This is a genomic window from Ruegeria sp. C5, from assembly GCF_056537605.1.
The window spans coordinates 79,226-100,260 of record NZ_JBQFRX010000007.1 but is presented as its reverse complement, the minus strand read 5'-3'; the positions used below and the strand labels follow the sequence as shown (position 1 = coordinate 100,260).

The window sequence follows — 21,035 nt, the reverse complement described above, 5'->3', positions numbered from 1 at the left end:
TCAGGCCTCCTTCTTTACGTTAGACGACTGCTGCGATGAAGTGCGGCCGAACATTCGACCCATCAAGCCCGAAATCTCTGCACGCCACATGTCTATGCCGACGGCCAACAGAATGATCAGGCCCAACACGATGTTCTGAACCGAAGATGGCGCAGCGTTCAGGTTCAAACCATTCTGGACGATAACGATTGTCATCGCCCCCATCAGCGTGGCGAGGATGTTGCCACGACCGCCTGCAAGGCTGGCTCCGCCGACAACAGCAGCGGCAATGGCCTGCAGTTCCAGCGTCTGGCCATAGTTGGGCGAACCAGAGTTGAGGCGCGCTGACATCAGGATCGCACCAACAGCCGTCATGAAACCAGCGATGACAAATGTCGTCGTCTGAACTTTTCGTACGTTGATACCCGTCAGAACGGCAGCGGCTGGGTTACCACCCACGGCATAGATCTCACGCCCAAGTTTCGTGAAGTTCATGGTGAACGCAGCAAGGACGTAGAAGAATACGAGGTAGAAGAAAGGCATCGGAACGCCGAACAGCTTGCCGTAGAAGATTGGCTCTAACGCGGGATCCAGCGAGAAGATCGGAGACCCATTGTTGAAGGTCAGGGCAAGGCCCCTGAAGGCAATCAACGCCGCCAATGTCGTGATAAACGACGGGATACGCCCGTAGGCTGTTATCAGCCCAATGAACAGACCAAGCAATCCGCCCATGAAGAGTATGAGGGGCAGCGCCAGAACCAGTGGAATGCCGACAAATTTCAACATTTGCGCAAGGATCATGGTCAGCAAAGCCACCATAGACCCGGAACTCAGATCGATGCCCGCAGCGAAGATCACGATAGTAGACCCGATTGCGATCAAGGCCACGATGCTTACCTGTAGCGAAAGGTTAGAAAGGTTGCCCGGGTTCAGGAAGCGTTCGGTCGTAAGGGCCACGATCAGTGCGACAATCACCATTGCTGCGAATGGCCCGATCAACTGGGTGTCAAAGATCCGCTTCATGCGAAAGCCTCCTTAGGCTTGGATTGGGGGGTGTCGGCGGACGCGCGAACAAGATCGTCATGCGTAAGGTCGGATGCATCGACCGTGCGCACTATCGTTCCGTGCTGCACGACGGAAATCCGATCGCTCATCGCAAGCAACTCATCATGGTCTGAACTGATTAGAATGATCGATTTTCCCGCCCGCGTGAGCCTGTTAATCAACTTATAAACAGCGATCTTGGCGCCGATATCGATCCCTTGCGTCGGTTCATCAAGGATCAGGATGTCAGAGGCTGAGAACAGCCAACGTGCAATCACGATCTTCTGCTGATTACCACCAGACAAGAAGTTGACCGTCTTTTCCTCGGCCTGGGTCGAGATTTCCAGATCGCGGATCAGGTCATGGGTGGCTTGCTCTTCCGCCTTAAGATTCAACACGCCGAACCGGCTTAGCCCGCCAAGGGACGCTGCGGTGACGTTCCCGCTTGCGCGGAAATTGAAGAACAACCCGTCAAACTTACGGTTCTCCGGAACAAGGGCCAATCCGGCACGGATCGCATCAATTTCCCGACGAAAGCGAACCGGTTTGCCGTTCAGTGATATCTGCCCGGCGGTTAGCTCATCTGTCCCGAATAGGGCGCGGGCAATCTCTGTGCGGCCACTGCCCAATACACCACCCAAGCCCAGAACTTCACCTCGGTGCAACGAAAACGATACATCTCTCACGCCCGAATTGGTGGCCAGACCCGCCGCCTCTAGCACAATATCCTTGGTCGCGTTCTGCTCCTTGGGATAATGCTCACCAATGTCCTCACCGACCATTGCGCTGACAATCTCAGAAACGTTGATCTTGGTCTCGCCACTTGCACGCACAACACAGCCGTTGCGCAAGATCGTCACTTCATCAACGATCCGTTCAACCTCATCCAGCCTGTGCGACACATAGAGAATAGCGGTGCCGCGCTCGCGCATATTGCGCAGTAGCTGGTGCAGGCGCTCGATTTCATCTTCACCCAATGCCGCCGTCGGCTCATCCAGGATGATCATGCGGGCGTCCATCGCGACAGCTTTCGCGATCTCGACCAGTTGTTGCTCGCCTACCGATAGCGAGCCGGTTATGGTTTCGGGTGAAACATCGACATCCATTTCCACCAGAACCCGAGCGGCTTCGTTGTGGACCTTGGCCCAGTCGATCACGCCAAAGCGGGACCGAGGCATATTGCCAAGGAAGATGTTTTCGCCAACCGACAAGGTGGGCACGATCGAGAATTCCTGAAAAACTGTTGCGACACCAAGTTCACGTGCCGCCTGCGGATCGCTGATCGTGACCGGCTTGCCATTGTGCAGGATTTGACCGCTATCGGGTTGCTGCACGCCGGACAGTGTCTTGATCATAGTCGACTTACCACAGCCGTTTTCACCCAGCAGCCCATGAATGGAACCGGGCATAAGCCGGATGCAGACCTTGTCATTCGCCAAAACCCCAGGATAGGCCTTGGTGATATCGACAAACTCCCAAAGGGGCGTTGCGGGTGTCATTGCGATTGCCTCGATAAAAGGGGATCTCGGTTGAATTGCGACCCGGCAGCACGCGCACGCGCCACCGGGAAGCGGGGAGAAAGTTCAGTACTCTTTGGACGGCTGCGGGAAGAGCTTTTCTGGCTCTTGCAGCACGCTGATCGCACCGTCTTTGTCTTCAATCGATGTGGGCGTTTCGATCCAGCCGCCGGGATAGGACCCGTTGAGCGCATCAATGGTTGCGTGCATGGCGGCTTTACCCATTAAGAATGGCGAGGTGTTGACGGTTGCCGTGATGTTGCCAGCCGCGATTTCTTCAAGGCCAGACGTGTCACCATCATTGCCCAAAAGGACGATATCATTGCGGCCAAGTGCTTTTGCAGCAAATGATGCCCCAATGATCATGTAGTCGTTCGCCGCAAAGATCATGTCGAGATCGGGGTTCGACTGCAGGATATCCATACCAGCAGTGTTGCCGCCTTCAACGTTCCATTTACCATCAATGGATACCACAACGTCGAAGTTATCATTGCCCTCGATACCGTCGAGGAAGCCGCCCACACGTTCGGTCGAGTGATAGCCAGGCTGCCCTTCGATAATGCCGACCTTCATCGGTTGATCACCATAAGTTTCAATGGCCCAATCAGCGATAGCATGCGTGCCGTTACGCTGAGAGTACCCGACAACGCCATGAATTGGTGTCGGGAAGTTCGGGATGTCCGAATTGATCATCAGAACTGCCATGCCCTTGTCTACTGCCTGCTTTAGCAGTGGTGCGGCAGCAAATTCGTCGTGTGTCCCAAAGATGATTGCATCCACATCCTGCGTCAGCACATCTTGGATCATTCCCATTTGGCCGTTGATGTCCGCACCGGACTGGGGCGCAAGCATGAAGACTTCGACCCCGGCCTCAGCAGCAACCGCTTTGATGCCTTCACCGATGGCGATGTAGTAGTTGAACTCGGTCGCCGGCGGCATATACGCGATCCGGAACGTATCGTTCTTGGGTTCTATTGCATCGATTGGCGCTTGTGCCCCGTCCTCAAGTGGAACCGGTGTTGGATAATTTTCCGCCAGAGCGACCGCTGCCAGCGTGGCGAACCCCGCGGCAAGCGTAGTGGTCATAAGCGTTTTCAACATAGTTTTCTCCTCCAGAATTTCGTTTGTTATCCTTTGAATGGCGCGTCGATCACGCCACGAACGCCGGGTTTCGCAGCAAAGAGGCCGCCGGATTCCGGTTCTTTTGTTAAAGCTGCTTCGTCACTCATCAGCCTTGAGGTCGTGATGAACAGCGTGTCGAGATCAGGGCCACCGAAAGCGCAACAGGTGGGCTTCCAGACCGGCACCTCGATCACGCGATCTATCGTGCCATCAGGTGCGACGCGAACAACGCGATGGCCTTCCCATTCGGCGTTCCAGACGCCCCCTTCGGCATCGACACAGGACCCATCAGGCAAGCCGGGCTCATCATTGAAAGAAGCGTGCCGCCGACGGTTCGAAACGGTTCCACTGCGGGTGTCGTAATCAAATGCGACGATTTCCCGATCCGGAGTATCCGCGAAGAACATCGTCTCACCGTCGGATGTAAAGCAAGTCGAATTGGCGCAAGACACTCCTTCGATAATCGTCCGCACACTCAAGTCTTTATCGACGCAGATGACTGACGAATCGGCCTTACCAGTGACTTCGTTCATGCCTCCAACAATCAATCGCCCCTGGCGATCGGTTCGCCCGTCGTTCAGCCGTGTCTCCGGATTGTTCGGCTCGAATCGTGCCACGAGGGTTTCCTCGCTATTGGGCGACTCGAACAAGACAACTCGATCAGCATAAGCAACAATCAGACCGCCAGACGCGCGCGGCGCGAAGCAACACACACGCTCCGGCATCTCATGAGAGGCGGTGTCTGACGTTGCAGCATCAAATGACCAAAGCGCACAACCTTCAATGTCGGTCCACCAGACAAGACCATCGGCGGGATTCCAGAAAATCCCTTCCCCGTGCTGGTTCTTACAATCGACGACCAACTCTGCGCGCACTTTTGGTTCTCCCTAGTACATTCTGATATCTGATATACCAGCTTGCCTAATCTGGTGTATCAGATATCTTGCATCTGGCAACACCTTTTTTTGGAGATATCCTCAGATGGCGCTTGAGAGACCCAAGTCTTTGCGTGAACTCGCACTGGAACATTTGCGGAATAGTATTATCGATGGCTCCCTGAAAATGGGCCAGGTTTTGTCGGAGCGAAAAATCTCCGAAGAGCTGGGCGTATCGAAATCGCCAGTCCGCGAAGCACTCGCTCAACTACGTGACGAAGGGTTGGTCAGTATCGAGCCTCAAAAAGGCGCACGTGTTTTTTCGCTGTCTGAGCCGGAAGTGACTCAGATCTGCGATTTCAGACAGGCTATCGAAACTGCCGCCTTTGAACTTGCGTTGTTGCGGAATCCGGAAGGTCTTGCCGGCGACATGCAGCGTGTCGTGAAGGACATGGAGAAAGAACGCAGGCGAGGTAATGAAAAGGGCTACCTTTCACTGGATACCACATTTCATCAATTGATTTTTGAACATGCAGGTAACGACTACCTGACGGCCAGCTATACACGCTACATCGGTAAGATTGCCGCATTGCGAACCCATTTGGCGAAGCTGCCACAGCATACTGAGCTCTCCTTCGATGAGCATTCGAAAATCGCTATTGCCGTTCGCGAAGGCGACATGGCCAAAATCAAATCTCTTCTCACTGCGCATATTGACCGCACCAGACAAGCCTACAAAAGCGCCGCCATCGTCCTCGAAGGAGCGACCGCATCCTAGCAAAAACGTAGCTTCGTTGTGACGGGGGCCGGCCAAAACGGCGCCGCCCCTTTCTTTTGGGCACCTCACGGTCTTTTCTTTTTCAGTTGACATCTGAGATATCAGATGCCAATCAAAAGGCGGGAGGAAGCTTGTATGACGCCAGCAATGAAACCTGACTCACCGGGGCTACAGCCACTGATCCAGCTGGATCGGGTTGGCAAAAGCTTCGGCACGAACATTGTTTTGGATGGCGTCGACTTTGAATTGAGACCCGGCGAAGTTCACGCGCTATGCGGGGAAAACGGCGCCGGAAAATCCACTTGTCTCGGCCTGTTTTATGGACTTCACCAACCTTCTGCTGGGCGTATCCTGTGCGACGGAAAGGAAAAGCGAGTCGAAAGCCCATCACACGCGCAATCCTTGGGCATCGGCTGTGTTTTTCAAGAACTCAGCCTCGCTGGCGCGCTCTCTGTTGCGGAAAACATCTACGCGGGGCGCGTACCCACCCGGTTTGGCGTAGTTGACTGGCCTGAACTGCGCCGCCGTGCGGAGGCGTTACTGGCGGAATTCGGTCTGGATATCGACGTCTCAACACCCGTGGAAAACTTGCCAATAAGCTCCCGCCAGATTGTTGAAATCGCCAAGGCGCTGTCGTTGAATTCCCGCGTCCTTTTGCTGGATGAACCGACATCAGCATTGGCACCCGACGAAGTAGACGCACTATTCGAAGTCCTAAAGTCCCTGACAAAGAAAGGGATTGGCATCGTCTATGTCAGCCACCATATGGCCGAGATTTTCCAGATCTCGGATCGCATTACCGTTTTGCGAGATGGGCGCCACATCAGCACTTTACCGGTTTCGGAAACTTCTCAGGAACAAGTCGTCGCCGAGATGATCGGCGGCGCTCACCCCGGCGATGTCACGCGGTCAGGTAAGGTTAACGGCGAAGAGGTTTTGCATGTCCAAGAATTAACCCATCCAGATGAATTCGAAGACATTTCTTTCTCCATTAAAGCCGGAGAGATTGTAGGGATGGCAGGGTTGATGGGCGCTCGCCGCAGCGAGATTGTTCGATCGATTGTCGGGTTGATGCATGGCGCGACCGGGGAGATCAGACTGCACGGCAAGCCTGTTAACTTTGCGTCCTTGCGGCAGGCGATGCGTGCTGGGGTCGGGTTTGTTCCCGAGGAACGCAAGACTGAAGGCCTCTTTCTGGAACAATCACTCAGCGACAACCTGATCGCGGCCAGTCTTTCCGATCATGCGTCTGCTGGGTTCATGCGTTCGGGCTCGATCAAAGCAGCCAGCCAAACAGCCATTGACGCATTCAGTGTCAAAACTAGCGGGATTAACGAACTTGTTGGTGATCTCTCAGGGGGCAATCAGCAAAAGATTATGTTGGCCAAGTGGCTCAAACGCGCGCCAGCTCTTCTGATCATTGAGGAGCCCACAAAAGGGGTCGATGTCGGAGCCAAATTCCAAATCCACACGGAACTTTTGCGTCGAGCAGCCGAGGGAATGGCCATCCTCGTAGTGTCATCCGATTTTCCCGAACTGGTCTCTCTCTCGACCCGCATCCTTGTCGTCCACGACGGTCGCCTCATGGGAGACATCGCAGCCGCTGAGGCAACCGAATCCACGCTTCTTCAAATGGCCGCTGGAAATTCCGTTCCAATTGTGGACGCACCCCAAACCAATCAATCAGGAGTCGCGACGTGACCATGACCGCTCAAGCCAACTTGCCCATGAAGCGTCCGCTGCTGCGCCGTGTTCTACAAGCTTTTGTCGATATTCGTGAACTAACGCTGATCGTTCTGATCGCCGCCATCATCATCGTGATGTCCAACGTTAATCCCTATTTCCTCAGCTTCTCGAACTTTCGAGCCGTGGCCGTGGGCATGGCCCCCACCGCGATCATCGTGATCGGTATGGCGATCCTACTTGCATCCGGCGGGTTCGATCTTTCCGTTGGATCGGTTATGGCTTTGTCTTCTACCGTCGTAGCCATGCTGCTTTTGACTGGCATGCCAATTCCGCTCGCTGTGGTATGCGGATTAGTGTTGGGTGGAATTGTCGGGGTAGTGAACGGTTTGCTCGTGACCGGCCTCGGGATCAATCCGCTTATCGCGACCCTCGGCACGATGTCGATCGCGCGAGGCATCGCTCTTGTCCTGACCGAAGGTTTTTCTGTCTCAAGCCTGCCGGCATCATTTGCCTGGATCGGCAAAGCTGACATAGGCGGCTTTCCGGTAATCGTCTTGTTCACCATTCTGCTCGTCGTTCTGTTTGACCTGGCCGTCCGCCATACGCGCTTTTTCCGTCAGGTCTATTTCATCGGCGCCAATGAAAAGGCCGCGATGTTGTCAGGCATCCATGTCACACGCGTACGTATCATTCTGTACGCACTGACCGGTATTCTGGCTGCTTTGGCGGGTGTATTGCTGGCCTCCCGCCTGATGAGCGGCACGCCCACGGCAGGAAACGGTATCGAACTTCAGGTTCTGGCAGCGGCTGTCATCGGTGGCGCATCTCTACGCGGCGGCGAAGGTACTATTCTTGGTGCTTTCCTCGGTGTCGTTTTCGTTGCGTTGATCAACAACACTATGACGATGCTGGCTGTATCAATCTACTGGCAGATGATCGTCATCGGCGGTGTACTCGTTACAGCGGTCGCCTTGGACATGCTGATCCGAAGCAAACGGGGCTAATCCCGAAGCTTTCCAAAACTCAACAACAACCAAAGATCCAAAACAGGGAGACTACGATGACTGAATTGAACGTGAATCGGCGCAGGCTGCTGACAGCGGGCACCACCGCTGGATTGGCCGCAGCGTTCGGACTGCCCATGCTGTCCAAAGAAGCCATGGCGCAAGCGGCCGGCAAGGAGTATGTGTTCCTGTCCATCGTCACGCAGGTGCCGTTCTGGGTGGACTATCGAAATGCAATGGAAGACCTTGAGGAACTGATGGGCATCAAGGCCACATTCACGGGCCCCTTGGATTTCGACACGGCCGCACAAGCACGCCAATTGGATGAACTGATCGCAAGACGTCCCGCAGGCATCCTTATCTTCCCCGGTGATCCGGCCACTCTGGCCCCCGGCGTCGAACGTGCGGTCGAGGCGGGCATTCCGGTCACATGTTGTATTGGCGATATTCCCGACAGTCCCCGGTCCACATTTCTTGGTATCAATGGCGTTCAGGCAGGACGTGTCGGCGGCGAAATGCTCGCGCAAGCGATTGGCGGGAAAGGCAAGGTTATCCTCGGCACTTTCCCTGCCCCCTCCACATTGGAGCGGGTCGAGGGGTACAAACAAATCTTTGCCGAGAAATACCCGGATATCGAAGTGGTCGACGTCGTCAACGATAAGGCCGACCCTTCCTATGCGCCGACAGCCTACCTTCAGGCAATTCAGGCGAACCCGGATATTGTTGGAATTGGCGGCACGGACGGCGACAGCGGAAAAGGCGCTGCAATTGCCGTCAATGAGGCGGGACGCAAGGACATCAAGATCGTCGCGATGGACCGAAATGATGATATGCTTCCCTATATCGAAGACGGCACAATTCACGGCGCTGTGGCTCAGAAATCCTATCTTGAGATCTTTCTAGCCTTCCACATGATGCATTGGCAGAACACAGACGCGCTGAAGGTCTTGCCCGATTGGAAGGCGGCTGGCATCAACCCGTTGCCGGAGCGCGTTGAGACCGGGGTTATGCCGATTACGGCAGAAAACGTCGTCCAGTTCAAACACACCTAAGCGATTGTCCCGGCGCATTCGATCGCGCCGGGAACCCGATAGGAGGGGGTACATGTCGGACAGATGGAGCGTTCTTCACCTGCAGCAAAACGATCTGCAACTGACACTCCTGCCCGGCATCGGGGGCCGCCTATGGGATATATACTTCCAAGGTCGCTCCCTCCTATTTCAGAACGCAGATCTCGACGGTTTGGATGTCGATGACACACGGCTTACTGATCTGCCCACACGCTCTCCACAATTTGGTTTTCCGCTCTGGGGCGGAGAGAAGACGTGGATCGCCCCAGATGCATCCTGGGTAAACGGCGCTCCGTTTCCCGTGTTGGACAGCGGCTCTTACCAGATCACTTCAAGAAGCAGCACTCGTATCGACATGACCAGCGCAGTATGCCCGACCTCGCACTTGTCAGTGTCGCGCCGCATCACGCTGACCTCGGCGGAAAGCTGGGAAATAGAACACATCGTGGTCAACCATGGGACCTCCTCTCGCCTCACCGGCATTTGGTCAGTCATGATGCTTAACACCCCTGCCAAGATCGGTGTCGGGTTGGAAGACCCCGCGTTTTATCCTGTTTTTGGCTCTTCCGAAGGGATGATAGCTACGCACGGCAAAAGCATTGTCGTGGATTGCAACAGACAGCAGGAATTCAAGGTCGGGCTACCGAACCCAAACGGACGTACAGTGGCGCGGTGCGGCGCTGATGGCCCTCTGCTGATGTGTTCAGTACCAGAACCTCAACGGGGCGATCAATTTGCACACGACTATCCGTTTGAGGTCTTTAACTCGGGCGATTACGCCTATTGCGAAGCGGAGTGGCACTCCCCGGCACGCAATCTCGCACCGAATGAAACGCTGAATTTTCGGCAGACGTTCCGCGTCTTGGCGGAGGAAGATGCATCCCAAATGCCATTGGGACTCGCAAACAACAAGGAATTCCTGTCATGCATGTCCTGATTACAGGCGCTGGTGGGCATCTCGGCCGCAAACTTTTTGACGCGCTAGAAAGCGACCCCGACTACACCGTTTCTGGCATCGACATTCGCCCCGTTGATCATCCCGACATTCACACCGCAGACCTGTCCGACGACAGCAGTTGGGTCAGTTTGCTAAAGGGAGTGGACATTATCGTGCATCTAGCTGGTGACCGAGAGCCCTCCGCCACTTGGGCCTCCGCGATCAAACACAATATGGATGCAACGCTTTCTCTCTATCACCATGCGGCAGCCATGGGCGTCAGGCGCGTGGTTCTTGCCAGCTCCAACTGGGTTCACGGCGACAAAAGGTTCACGCATAAGGTGCTCAACAGCGCGACACCACCAGGGCCAGTAAACGCCTACGGCATGTCAAAGTTATTCTGTGAACGGACAGGGGCCTATTTCGCTGAGCATCACGGACTATCGGTCATCTGCTTGCGCATCGGCTGGACGCAATGGACTCACGGCAACCAACCCGGCACACACATGGCGATGGGCCGGTGGGGTCAGGAAATGTGGTTGAGTGATCGGGACTTTCTAAGCGGAATGCGCGCCGCAATAGATGCAAAGGATATTTCCTTCGCAGCCCTAAACCTAATGTCAGATAACCCAGGTATGCGCTGGGATATCACCGAAACACGACAAACGATTGGCTACTCTCCAGAGGATGGAAGCCCCGCAAAAATAACAGTGGGCATTTCCTTGAGATCCATGCTGCAGCGGCTGTTTACAGTCCGACTCCCCAGCTTTTTCGCGACACGTTTCCCGGATTGGTAGAGTACAAGATCCGAGCATTGTTGTTGCGTTGCGCAACCAGTTTACGAAACCTCGCATCGAAGTAAGCGCTGAAAAGGTCAGCTTTGTCTGCTTCGCGGTAGACGGAGAGCGACATAAAGAGCACCAGATTTCGCAACCATTGGATGTTTGATGATTCGATGACGACTTGCGCACATCGTTGAAGCGGTTTTATGTGAAGCGATCTCTGGTTGAGTGATGGCCGTTCATAGGAACGAGTACGAAAGGCTGCCTCTGCGGATTTTGCTGTCATTAGACACTATCTGATTAATGTCTGCTCTCAGCCCGAAACAGAAGGCAAAAAAGCGTTCAGACAAAGTAAAGCTGACCTTCGACGACCCAGAAGCTCTCAAAACTGTCTGACGACGGACACCTAGTCGGCGTACACGAGTACAAAAATTCAATCCCGAGTAAGTGTAGTTGCGACGTAGCCTACAGATTGACCGGTAGATCATGGTCGTGCCGGCGATCTACTCGAACGCATTTTCAATTGCGAATAGTGCTATGGTTGTGTTCCCTTGGCCGGCATAGAGACGAAGCTGAATAACGGAAGAGTGGTGGTGCAGGCACAACTCATAACACTACGATCTGTCATGCTGGCGATGGCGGCCATACAGTTGGTGACGGCGGCTTCCGGTACGCTAGTGGCTCTTTATTTTGCCGAAACAGGAGCTTCACAAGCAAGCGCTGCCATCGCATCCGCTTCATACTCTCTAGGCTTCCTGCTTGGCTGCTTCTTTGCTGCCGGGCCTATCTCCAAAATCGGGTATATCCGATCCTTCTCGGCAGGGGCTGCGATATCTGCCGGGTCCGCGCTTGTGTTTTCGCTCACCGAGTTCGAGCCTGCCTTGTTCTTCGTTCGCCTTATGACCGGCGTGGCGACAGCCGGACTATTTGCGATTGGAGATTCATGGATAAATGAGGCTGCGGATAAGGCGTCACGTGGCCGATTGCTGGCAATCTATGCTGTTGCTAATTCATCTGCAGGCACCTCCGTTATTCGTAACGTTCCGGCCACAGAGTCTCGGGCGTTGTCCCAAGCTTTTCTGCTATGGCTTTCTGGACGTAGTCAGAGCGCCTGTATCCTTGTGACACAGTAGACACTGAGCTGATGGAACGGCCGATATCTCGGCTCAGCTTAGCCAGTGAACTGCCTTTTAGCCGAAGGTCACACTTGATCTGCTCATGTTTCGCGAGATCGACAATCAAATTCCCGGTCATGTCAAATGTTCCGACTGATTCCAGTTAACGAAACCTAACAAATGACTTTACGGGTGTCATTTTTATTGTTTAATTTCTGACGTTTACGTATTTGCGCCTCAAAATTTCAATGCAATGTCGGAAGACAATCAGCTAAGTTGCTGTAACGCCGACGGCTTTGCGCCTAGAGACGCAAATAGAGGTATCTGACGTTGAAGAAACTGGATTAGGCTTGAGCACAATAGTCGAAATAAAATGCGGCAGAGTTCCGACTATTTTCCTGCGAGAGACGCCAAATGCGTGGCAGCCATACCTGCGCCGCAAACTCCTCGCTTTGCTTAGACAAAGTAAAACCCATAAGGAATTTGCCACGCGACTCGGAATTAGCCCGTTGGTTGTGCGACGGCTCTTGGACTTGCTTGGTGTCGATTATGTTCAACGCCTCTATAGGCAATATAAAAAGGGAAAAACCTGCTCAGATATTGCCAACGCAAACGGGATGAAGCCTGCAACACTGTCCAAACTCTTTAGGGAACGAGGCTTTGAGGTACAGCGTGGGGTTCGCAGACCCAAAGTGCCAAAACATAAACTGCGCCGCATCTGGACAGAGACCCAAGTAATCAACAGGGTGGCACGAAAACTCAAAATCCACTGGGAAACGGCGCTACGTCTGCTCGAGGATGAAAAGCTGATCGTGGGTTACAAAGGTCGACCGAGAAAACTCTCAAAATCATCACGGCCGCCTTAGGCTCTTCATATACGCCTCAGGGGCATACTAGCAGACCTAGAAAACTCTTGGTTCGGCCCACAGCAGCCGTTCACCCAACGTCTCGGTCGCTGCGGTGCGGCTCGTCAAACCGGCCGTTCGCTGCGAGCGCAAAATCGAGCTAAGGTTGAACCTATACATCGTTGGCAAATTTGTTGTTGGCTGAGGTGATGAAGTTCAGAATTGGAAAGTTGGTCGCATCGTAAATGAATACGAGCAGCGTGCAGGTGTCGCTTCGATCCTCGAGCCTTCGGTGATCGGAGCCGTCAATCTGGTTCAACTCGCAATAACCCTCCCGGCGCAAGCGCTGTAAGTGGAATGTCCGTCGCTGTTTACGCAACAGCAAATTTCAGTTGTCGTGTTGGTCAACCCGATGAAAATGACACGCAACACTGTGGCCGTCGAACGATGTTTTTAGTTTCGGCTTGTCAGTACTGCAAATATCCTGGGCCATGGGACATCTCGTACGAAATGGGCACCCGGACGGAGGCGCCAGCGGAGAGGGCAACTCTCCGTCGACCATCAATGACGCCCGGTCTGCCGGGGCGGGCTTGTCCAGATCCGGCACGGCTGCAATCAAAGCGCGGGTATATGGGTGTGACGGGTTCCGATATATGGCTTCGCTTTCGGCCAATTCCACCACATTACCCAAATACAGAACCATCACGCGTGTGGAGATGTGTTTTACAACGCTCAGGTCATGGGCGATGAACATCAGGGAGAGGTTCATCTCTTTCTGTAGGTCCATCAGCAGATTTATTACCTGCGCCTGGATCGACACGTCCAGCGCAGAAACCGGCTCGTCACAAATGATCAGCTTGGGTTCTAGTATCAGTGCTCTCGCAATCCCGATCCGCTGACACTGGCCACCGGAAAACTCGTGCGGATAGCGGTTGACCATGCTGGTCAACAGGCCAACTCGCGCCATCATGGCAGCCACCTTCGAGCGGATCTCGGATCGGGGCATCTTGGGGAAATGTGTTTTCAACGGTTCCGCGATGATCTGCCCCAAAGTCATGCGCGGATTCAGCGAGGCTAGCGGATCCTGAAAGATCATTTGAAGGTCCTTGCGCTGGTCGCGCATGGCGTTTCCATCCAATTCAAGCAGGTCTTGACCCATCCACAACACACGCCCGGAATGCGCAGGAACCATCCGTATGACAGCGCGAGCCAGCGTGGATTTACCGCAACCGCTTTCGCCGACGATCCCCAGCGTTTCGCCGCGTCTAATGTCGAAGCTGATCCCGTCAACAGCCTTGATGTACTTTTGTTCCGTTCTCTTCGCGAGGCCGGTTCCGCCGTACTTGAAATAGACCTTGACGCCATCGACCTTGAGTAATGTTTCGGTACTGGTCATACGAGCTCCTCCAAGGACAGATGACAAGTGCGGCTGCGACCCGCTCTGAATTGTTCCAGCTTGGGCTTCTCGGCGATGCAGCGGTCGTTGGCATACCCGCAGCGCGGAGAAAATGCGCAGCCCTTAGGTGGTTGCTGCATGTTGGGCGGATTCCCGGGGATGGTAGCCAGCTTGGCGTCATTTGACTCCAACCTTGGCACCGCATGCAACAATCCACGGGTATAGGGATGGGTGGGCGCCTCAAAGAGCTGATCCGTCGGGCCGCTTTCCATTACACGCCCGCCATAGAGCACCAGCGTGTTCTCGCACGATCCCTTTACGACTCCAAGGTCGTGGGTAATCAACACGATGCTCATACCAAAATCGCTTTGCAGGTCACTTAACAAATCCATAATTTGCGCTTGCACAGTTACGTCCAGCGCAGTTGTCGGCTCGTCGGCGATGACCAACCTGGGGTGGCATAGCAAGGACATCGCAATCATCACCCTCTGTCGCATGCCACCGGAAAACTCGTGCGGGTACATGTGAACACGTCGTGCCGGGTCGGGGATTTTAACGGCGTCCAGCATCTTGGTGCTATCCTTGATGGCGTCCGTTTTACTTAACCCTTTGTGAAGCATCAGCACCTCAGCCATCTGCTTTGACACTCGGACGAAAGGGTTCAAAGATGTCATCGGATCTTGAAAGATCATCGCAATCTGCGCAGCGCGGTAGGTATTCATCACTTTTTCCGACGCATTAAGAATCTCGGTTCCGTCGAATTTGACCGATCCGGTCACCCGCCCGTTGCCGGCGAGCAGCCCCATGATTGAAAACGCCGTCTGGCTCTTCCCTGATCCGCTTTCTCCGACGATGGCCAGAGTCTTCTGCTCTCCGAGCGAAAAGCTGACGTCCTGCACGGCACGTACCGGCCCGTCGGGCGTGTCGAATTCTACAGAGAGGTTTTTGACTTCTAGCAAGCTCATGAATGGTCCCTACCTGTCTTTGGGGTCCAGCGCGTCGCGCAGGCCGTCACCGATGAAGAAGAAGCAAAAGAGCGTCACAATAAAGAAAGCGAGCGGGAAGAAGAGCTGCCAGTAGGTGCCGTATTGCAGGGTCGAGGCACCTTCCGAGATCAACGCTCCCCAGCTTGTGTTGGGCTCCTGAACTCCGAGGCCAAGGAACGAGATAAAGCTCTCGGTCAGGATCATCTGAGGCACCAGCAGGGTGGCGTAGATCACGATCACACCCAGCAAGTTCGGGATGATATGCCGGATGACAATCACATGGTGCTTGACCCCGATAGCCAGTGCCGCCTCGACATATTCTTTGGATTTCAGGGTCAATGTCTGGCCGCGTACGATCCGTGACATTTCCAACCAGGAAATCAATCCGACACCCACGAACAGCAGCCACATCGAGCGGCCAAAGACGACCAGCAGCAGGATAAGCACGAACATGTAAGGGATCGACATCAGGATATCGACTAGCCGCATCATGATGTTGTCGGTGCGCCCGCCTACATATCCAGCTGTCGCGCCATAGAGGGTCCCGAAGGTGACGGCGATCAACGAACCGACGATCCCGACCATGAGTGAAACCTGCGTACCTTGAACGACACGCGCAAAGAGGTCTCGGCCAAGTTCATCGACGCCGAAATAGTGGCCGTTTCCTAGCGACGGCGCGCCCAACGTAGCAATGTCGCCCAAGACGCTCCAGTCCACCTCTTCGTTGTTCCATGCGGTAAAAAACGGGCCAAGAACGGCAACAAGGCATATAAAACTCAGCACGAATAGGCTGATCACAGCGGCCCGGTTTTGCAAGAACCGGCGGCGCGCGTCCTGCCAGAGGGATCGCCCTTTTGTCGGTGTTTCCACGTGGCCGTCAGGAGTTGCAATGGCGGTGTCAGACATGGTGCGGCCTCCTCATAGTTTGATCTTGGGGTCAATCCAGGCGTAGAGGATGTCCACGACCAGATTAAAAAGGATGGTTAGGCAGCCGATCAGGATCGTGATCCCCATCATCACCGAATAGTCCCGGTTCAGCGCCGAGTTTACAAAGGCCTGCCCGATACCGCCGGTGGTGAAATAGAGGTCGATCACAACAGATCCGGTGATCATGATCACGAAGGTCGGCCCGAGGTAGGAAATCACCGGCAGCATCGCCGGCTTCAAGGCGTGCCGGAAAAGGATTGCACGCGCCGACAGGCCTTTGGCGCGCGCGGTTCGTATAAAGTTGCTGTGCATCACTTCCAACAGCGACGACCGCATGATCCGGGCAATCGACGCCATGAAGCTGGTCGACAATGCGATCACCGGCATGACCAGGTAGGGCCATTGCCCACCGTTCCACCCACCGCCGGGCAGCCATCCGAGCCATAGCGTAAAGATCAGCACGAGGATCGGCGCCATGACAAAGTTCGGCAGCACCTGAGCGCCGATAGAAACACCCACGGCAAAATAGTCCAGCCACGAGTTCTGGTTCAGCGCTGCCGTGATGCCCAAGGCGCACCCAAACACAACGGCAACCACAAATGCGATCGACCCATAAGTCAACGTCACCGGAAAACCCTGAGCGATGATCTCGTTTACCGTCCTATCCTTATATTGAAAGGACGGACCGAAATCGAACTGGGTGACGACACCCACAACGTAGTTCCAGATCTGGAGCGGAAGAGGATCGTCGAGATGGTACTTGGCCTCGATGTTGGCCAGCACTTCGGGCGGCAGGGGTCGGTCAGAAGAAAACGGGCCGCCGGGTGCGGAATGCATCAGCAGAAAGGAGAAGATGATCAGAACAAGTAGCGTAGGAATCGCGGATAGCAGACGTCTGAATATGAATTCGGTCATTGGGACCTCCCGCGGAAAGGGAATGTTTGGGGCGAATTCGGGATGAGGTGCCGGACCAGAGACGTGGTGTGCGGTCCGGCGCTGCCCAGTCAGTCAGCCGCGAAATAGAGCTCGCGCGAGTACCATTTCTGCTCGACATTCCCAACGGGCCAGTTCCTAAGATCGTCGTTCATCATGTAAACGCCTGCGTAGTGATAGATCGGAATGATCGGGAAGTCGGTGGCCAGGATTTCCTCGATACGCGTAAAACTTGCAGACGGATCGGGGCTGGTCTTGGCTTTTTCCAGCAGTGCGTCAACCTCGGCATTGGCATAGCCCGCATCGTTATATGCGTGTGTGCTGCTCATCAGGTCCAGGAAGGACGATGCCAGGTTATATGGCCCGCACCATCCGGCGCGGCCTATGTCGAACTGCTGGTTCGAACGCGCTTCGAGGAAGGTTTTCCATTCCATGTTTTGTAGGACGGTATCGACACCCAGCTTCTGTTTCCACATCTGGGACGCAATGATCGCAATCTTCTTGTGCGCCTCGCTGGTATTGTAAAGAAGATCCAGCTCAATCTCTTCGCCAGAGTAGCCAGCCTCGGCCAGCAAAGCCGAAGCGCGCGCGTCTCTTTCGGCTTGCGTCATTCCACGTGCCGAGCTGTCTGGGCTGACGAAGTTAGCTGTCGCCTCGGGCGTGAAGGTGTAGGCCGGAAATTCGCCACCCTGCAGGATCGCATTGGTGATCACCTCTCGGTCAATGGCCAGGTAAAGCGCCTCGCGAACACGCGGGTCCAGCAGTGCGGGATGCGTGTTTTCCGTCATGTTGATGAAGTAATAGTAGGCACAGAGACGCGGAAAACTAACTGCGTCGTCTGGGTGTTTTTTGCTTAGGGCATTGTATTGCCCGGTAGGCACCTCTGTGCGATCCAACTCACCGGCGAGATAGCGCGTCAGGGCACCGTTGTCGTCACTGATGACAAGAGCCTCGACCCTTTCCAAAATCGTGTTCTGGTCGTTCCAGTAAAGCGGATTGCGTTCGCGCACGGATTTTTCTTGGGGGACATGTTCGGTCAGAACATAAGCACCGTTTGATACGATGTTCCCGGGCTTGGTCCAGTCGGACCCATGCGCATCGATCGCCCATTTTGGCGACGGAAATGTCGGTTCGCTCGTCGTCATCAGCGGAAAGTGCCCCATGCTGTTTTCCAGCTGAACTTCCAGTGTGTGGTCATCCAAGGCTTTCACACCAAGCTCGGACGGATCCATATCTCCGGCCATAACAGCTTTGACATTCTTCAGCCCCATTTCTTTAGCGAACCAGGAATAAGGAGAGGCCGTGTTCGGATCGGCAAGTCGCTTCCACGAATACTCAAAATCATGGGCGGTCACAGGTTTGCCATCCGACCATTTGGCGTTGTCACGCAATTGAAATGTGTAGACGGTGTTGTCAGCGTTCGCTTCAAAATGTGTGGCGACACCAGGCACCAGATTGCCATCTGCGTCCTGGTTCATCAGCCCTTCGAAAAGGTCCCGAATGAATTCACCGCCTTGGACATCTTCCGCCAGTTGCGGATCAATCGAGGCAAATTCATCACCGACGCGGTATGTAAACACCTGCTCGTCGGCTAGTTCTTCATTGGTGACAGGATGGACATCCGCGATTGAGGGCGATGCAAGCAGCGCCATGCTGATTACGGAGGACAATGCAAGTGCACGGTTCGAGATCATGTTTGCTCCGAGTATGTACAGTGGCATCAGCAAAAAGAATGCGCAGGACTTCACTTGGTCGCTAGTTTGCCAGGCCTTATCTTGTGCCTTGCTGTGCCTTGTGGTTCATCGTGGTCGGAGTGGTAGCAAACATTTTCCCTTCGGAATCCTGCTGAATCATCAAGGTACTTGACCTTACGTCAGCAATACAAATTTTTCGCATTTATCCTAAGATGTTAAATGGCGGCGAGCGCCGAGCGGTTTCTTTGCGACCACCGCTTATTTGAGCGCCTCCAACTTGCGAAGCGATGGCGTGCACCGTAATCTGACGCCTATCGGAACTTCGCCGGTATTGGTCGGGAATCGCGTTTTTTTACCTGAAGGATCCTCAACGAACTGTTGGCCACACTATATTGGATCATTCCTCGAAGAGGGTTGGACGATGACATTTAGGCAGCTTCAGGCGTTTCTGCTCGTGGTGCGAACTGGGACATTGGCGGCCGCCGCTGAACATATGGGGTTAACACAATCGGGTGTAAGTCGACTTGTCACCGAACTTTCGCGAAATGTAGGGTTCGAACTTTTTACTCGCGTGGGCCGGGGCGTAACACCAACAGTTCAGGGTATGGCCTTTTTTAGGATCGCTGAGGGTGTCTACGATAGCGCCGAATCGCTACAACGCGCTGCTGCTGAAATCCGTGCAGGGATCGAAGATCGGGTTCGCCTAGCCTGCCTACCGACTATCGGCGCCGCGGTATTGCCCTCGGTTCTAGAGTCATTTCATCAGAACTACCCAAATGCCTTCGTCGACATTTATGATCAGGATGCCAAAGAAACTGTGGAAGCTTTCTACGACAAAAAGCTCGACTTTGCCGTAACGCACAAAGTTGGTCATCTTGAAGGGATCCATACCGAAGCCTTTGCAACGGCCGATTATGTGTTCGCTGTGCATCAGGACCATGAGCTAGCCAATCTGAAGGTGATCAAAAATACAGATCTCAGCGGGCATAGTCATGTGGGGTTTGAAAGCGAAACGATGTTCTTACCCAATGATGACGAAACCCGGTTGATTGGCGAAGCGTCTGGCAGCATATCCAAGCGAATCTGGTGCCAATCATCCGTAATGCGGTACGCGCTGTTGGCCAACAAACGAAACGTCAACATTGCGGAACCATTTTCACTGCCGCTATTTGCACCGCATGGCGTTGTTGCACGCAGGTTCGAACCGCGGGTTACCATTGAGATGGAATTTGTGATGCCAATGGAAAACACAAATGTGTCTATGTATGTCGTCCTCAAACGAGCATTTCGCAATGCCACATCTGAATTTGCGGCCCGTCACGATCTGCCGATCTTTGTAGGAGGTGCAGAGAAGCTGTAAGCTAGGCCGGCCCCGGTGTGCTGAACAACAACGTCACTGCTAAAATTAGGATTGGCTGATGCTCGACTTACAGGCGCTGCTGACAAGCATATCAGATCGAATCTATCACGAAGCGGATTGGGGACAGCCTGCGCAGTACATTCCGGATCTTGCTGAAATTGAACCCGCCCAATTTGCTATCAGTGTCTGCTTGGCAGACGGGGCGACGTATTCTGCGGGGCTGGCCAATCAACGGTTCACGATACAAAGCATCTCTAAAGTCTTTGCACTTATTGCAACCTTGGGAAGGATCGGCGACCAATTGTGGGCACGGGTCGATCGCGAACCCTCAGGTACTGCTTTCGACTCGATCGTTCTTTTGGAGAGCGACAAAGGCCACCCCAGAAACCCGTTTGTGAATGCAGGCGCTATTGTTACCACAGACGCCCTCCTGTCTGGCCGTGAGCCCAAACTGGCTTTGGCCGAAGTCTTGAATCTCGTGCGCGCAATGGCCGAGGATGATGACATTCATATCAACGGCGCCGTGGCCAGATCCGAGCAAGAGACTGGGGCCAGAAACAAGGCACTCGCTCATTATCTGGCGTCTTATGAGAACCTTTTTAACCCGCCCGATTTGGTCCTTGGAACGTACTTCCATCAATGCGCAATTGAAATGACAACCATCCAACTTGCACGAGCCGGTCGCGTTCTTGCCGGTTTGAAGGGATCGCCAAGAGTGATGTCCCTAAATCACGCGCGACGTGTCAACGCGTTGATGATGACCTGCGGTCACTACGATGGTTCCGGCGACTTTGCATTTCGCGTTGGATTGCCAGGGAAAAGTGGCGTAGGTGGCGGAATTCTCATTATTGCACCCAACGTTGCTTCCATCGGCATTTGGTCACCGGGATTGAATTTCTACGGCAATTCAAATGCTGGTACACGGGCAGCCGCCTATTTGACTCAAGAAACCGGATGGTCCGTCTTCTGAAATAATCAGTGAGTA

19 protein-coding genes and 1 pseudogene are annotated in these 21,035 nt (G+C 54.2%); 9 read left to right on the top strand and 11 right to left on the bottom strand.

Annotated features, from left to right (window positions below; all coding sequences use genetic code 11):
• The 4 genes from ACR0AW_RS18840 to ACR0AW_RS18825 all read right to left on the bottom strand — a co-directional run bounded on the left by ACR0AW_RS18840 (position 1) and on the right by ACR0AW_RS18825 (position 4,537).
• Entirely contained in the window at positions 1–1,002 is a 1,002-nt protein-coding gene (locus tag ACR0AW_RS18840; protein WP_108861951.1) for an ABC transporter permease, read from the bottom strand.
• The gene (locus ACR0AW_RS18835) at positions 999–2,522 is read right to left on the bottom strand and encodes a sugar ABC transporter ATP-binding protein (RefSeq protein WP_170734009.1); all 1,524 of its coding nucleotides are present in this window, start codon (positions 2,520–2,522) and stop codon (positions 999–1,001) included. The genes ACR0AW_RS18840 and ACR0AW_RS18835 overlap by 4 nt, the downstream gene beginning before the upstream one ends.
• Positions 2,523–2,606: 84 nt before the next feature.
• Positions 2,607–3,641: a sugar ABC transporter substrate-binding protein gene (locus ACR0AW_RS18830; protein ID WP_170734008.1), complete on the bottom strand. Its 1,035-nt coding sequence runs from the start codon at positions 3,639–3,641 to the stop codon at positions 2,607–2,609.
• Between the two features lie 26 nt (positions 3,642–3,667).
• Entirely contained in the window at positions 3,668–4,537 is an 870-nt protein-coding gene (locus ACR0AW_RS18825) for an SMP-30/gluconolactonase/LRE family protein (protein WP_170734007.1), read from the bottom strand.
• 130 nt (positions 4,538–4,667) lie between these two features.
• Between ACR0AW_RS18825 and ACR0AW_RS18820 the strand changes: the two genes are divergently transcribed.
• The 7 genes from ACR0AW_RS18820 to ACR0AW_RS18790 all read left to right on the top strand — a co-directional run bounded on the left by ACR0AW_RS18820 (position 4,668) and on the right by ACR0AW_RS18790 (position 11,927).
• A complete protein-coding gene (locus ACR0AW_RS18820) occupies positions 4,668–5,315 on the top strand; it encodes a GntR family transcriptional regulator (RefSeq protein WP_480439436.1) in 648 nt (215 codons plus the stop codon).
• 147 nt (positions 5,316–5,462) lie between these two features.
• Positions 5,463–7,016: a sugar ABC transporter ATP-binding protein gene (locus ACR0AW_RS18815; protein WP_480439434.1), complete on the top strand. Its 1,554-nt coding sequence runs from the start codon at positions 5,463–5,465 to the stop codon at positions 7,014–7,016.
• 2 nt (positions 7,017–7,018) lie between these two features.
• On the top strand, positions 7,019–8,005 hold the full coding sequence (locus tag ACR0AW_RS18810; protein ID WP_174818509.1) for an ABC transporter permease: 987 nt from the start codon (positions 7,019–7,021) through the stop codon (positions 8,003–8,005).
• Between the two features lie 56 nt (positions 8,006–8,061).
• A complete protein-coding gene (locus ACR0AW_RS18805; protein WP_010437236.1) occupies positions 8,062–9,057 on the top strand; it encodes a substrate-binding domain-containing protein in 996 nt (331 codons plus the stop codon).
• A gap of 52 nt (positions 9,058–9,109) precedes the next feature.
• A complete protein-coding gene (locus ACR0AW_RS18800) occupies positions 9,110–10,012 on the top strand; it encodes a hypothetical protein (protein ID WP_170734005.1) in 903 nt (300 codons plus the stop codon).
• Positions 10,000–10,809, top strand: a complete 810-nt coding sequence (locus ACR0AW_RS18795; RefSeq protein ID WP_170734004.1) for an NAD-dependent epimerase/dehydratase family protein — start codon at positions 10,000–10,002, stop codon at positions 10,807–10,809. Before ACR0AW_RS18800 ends, ACR0AW_RS18795 begins: the two co-directional genes overlap by 13 nt.
• Before the next feature lie 611 nt (positions 10,810–11,420).
• Positions 11,421–11,927 (top strand): MFS transporter, encoded by a 507-nt coding sequence (locus ACR0AW_RS18790; protein ID WP_480439432.1) that lies wholly within the window; start codon positions 11,421–11,423, stop codon positions 11,925–11,927.
• Here ACR0AW_RS18790 and ACR0AW_RS18785 read toward each other — a convergent pair.
• The 7 genes and pseudogenes from ACR0AW_RS18785 to ACR0AW_RS18755 all read right to left on the bottom strand — a co-directional run bounded on the left by ACR0AW_RS18785 (position 11,824) and on the right by ACR0AW_RS18755 (position 18,690).
• Entirely contained in the window at positions 11,824–12,048 is a 225-nt protein-coding gene (locus ACR0AW_RS18785) for a helix-turn-helix domain-containing protein (RefSeq protein WP_170734003.1), read from the bottom strand. The genes ACR0AW_RS18790 and ACR0AW_RS18785 overlap by 104 nt on opposite strands.
• A 938-nt stretch (positions 12,049–12,986) precedes the next feature.
• A pseudogene (locus ACR0AW_RS18780) lies at positions 12,987–13,136 on the bottom strand (ISNCY family transposase); the annotation flags it as partial.
• Between the two features lie 6 nt (positions 13,137–13,142).
• Entirely contained in the window at positions 13,143–14,150 is a 1,008-nt protein-coding gene (locus ACR0AW_RS18775) for an oligopeptide/dipeptide ABC transporter ATP-binding protein (protein ID WP_170403814.1), read from the bottom strand.
• Complete coding sequence (locus ACR0AW_RS18770) at positions 14,147–15,115, bottom strand: oligopeptide/dipeptide ABC transporter ATP-binding protein (protein WP_170511016.1); 969 nt, start codon at positions 15,113–15,115, stop codon at positions 14,147–14,149. The genes ACR0AW_RS18775 and ACR0AW_RS18770 overlap by 4 nt, the downstream gene beginning before the upstream one ends.
• Positions 15,116–15,124: 9 nt before the next feature.
• The gene (locus ACR0AW_RS18765; protein WP_170734001.1) at positions 15,125–16,042 is read right to left on the bottom strand and encodes an ABC transporter permease subunit; all 918 of its coding nucleotides are present in this window, start codon (positions 16,040–16,042) and stop codon (positions 15,125–15,127) included.
• Between the two features lie 12 nt (positions 16,043–16,054).
• Complete coding sequence (gene oppB / locus ACR0AW_RS18760; RefSeq protein ID WP_170511019.1) at positions 16,055–16,978, bottom strand: oligopeptide ABC transporter permease OppB; 924 nt, start codon at positions 16,976–16,978, stop codon at positions 16,055–16,057.
• Positions 16,979–17,067: 89 nt separating this feature from the next.
• On the bottom strand, positions 17,068–18,690 hold the full coding sequence (locus ACR0AW_RS18755; RefSeq protein WP_170511022.1) for a peptide ABC transporter substrate-binding protein: 1,623 nt from the start codon (positions 18,688–18,690) through the stop codon (positions 17,068–17,070).
• 421 nt (positions 18,691–19,111) lie between these two features.
• Here ACR0AW_RS18755 and ACR0AW_RS18750 point away from each other — a divergent pair, with 421 nt between their 5' ends.
• Both ACR0AW_RS18750 and ACR0AW_RS18745 read left to right on the top strand, forming a co-directional pair.
• Entirely contained in the window at positions 19,112–20,050 is a 939-nt protein-coding gene (locus tag ACR0AW_RS18750; RefSeq protein ID WP_170511025.1) for a LysR family transcriptional regulator, read from the top strand.
• Between the two features lie 58 nt (positions 20,051–20,108).
• Positions 20,109–21,020: a glutaminase gene (locus ACR0AW_RS18745; protein ID WP_170511028.1), complete on the top strand. Its 912-nt coding sequence runs from the start codon at positions 20,109–20,111 to the stop codon at positions 21,018–21,020.
• The last annotated feature ends 15 nt before the right edge of the window (positions 21,021–21,035 follow it).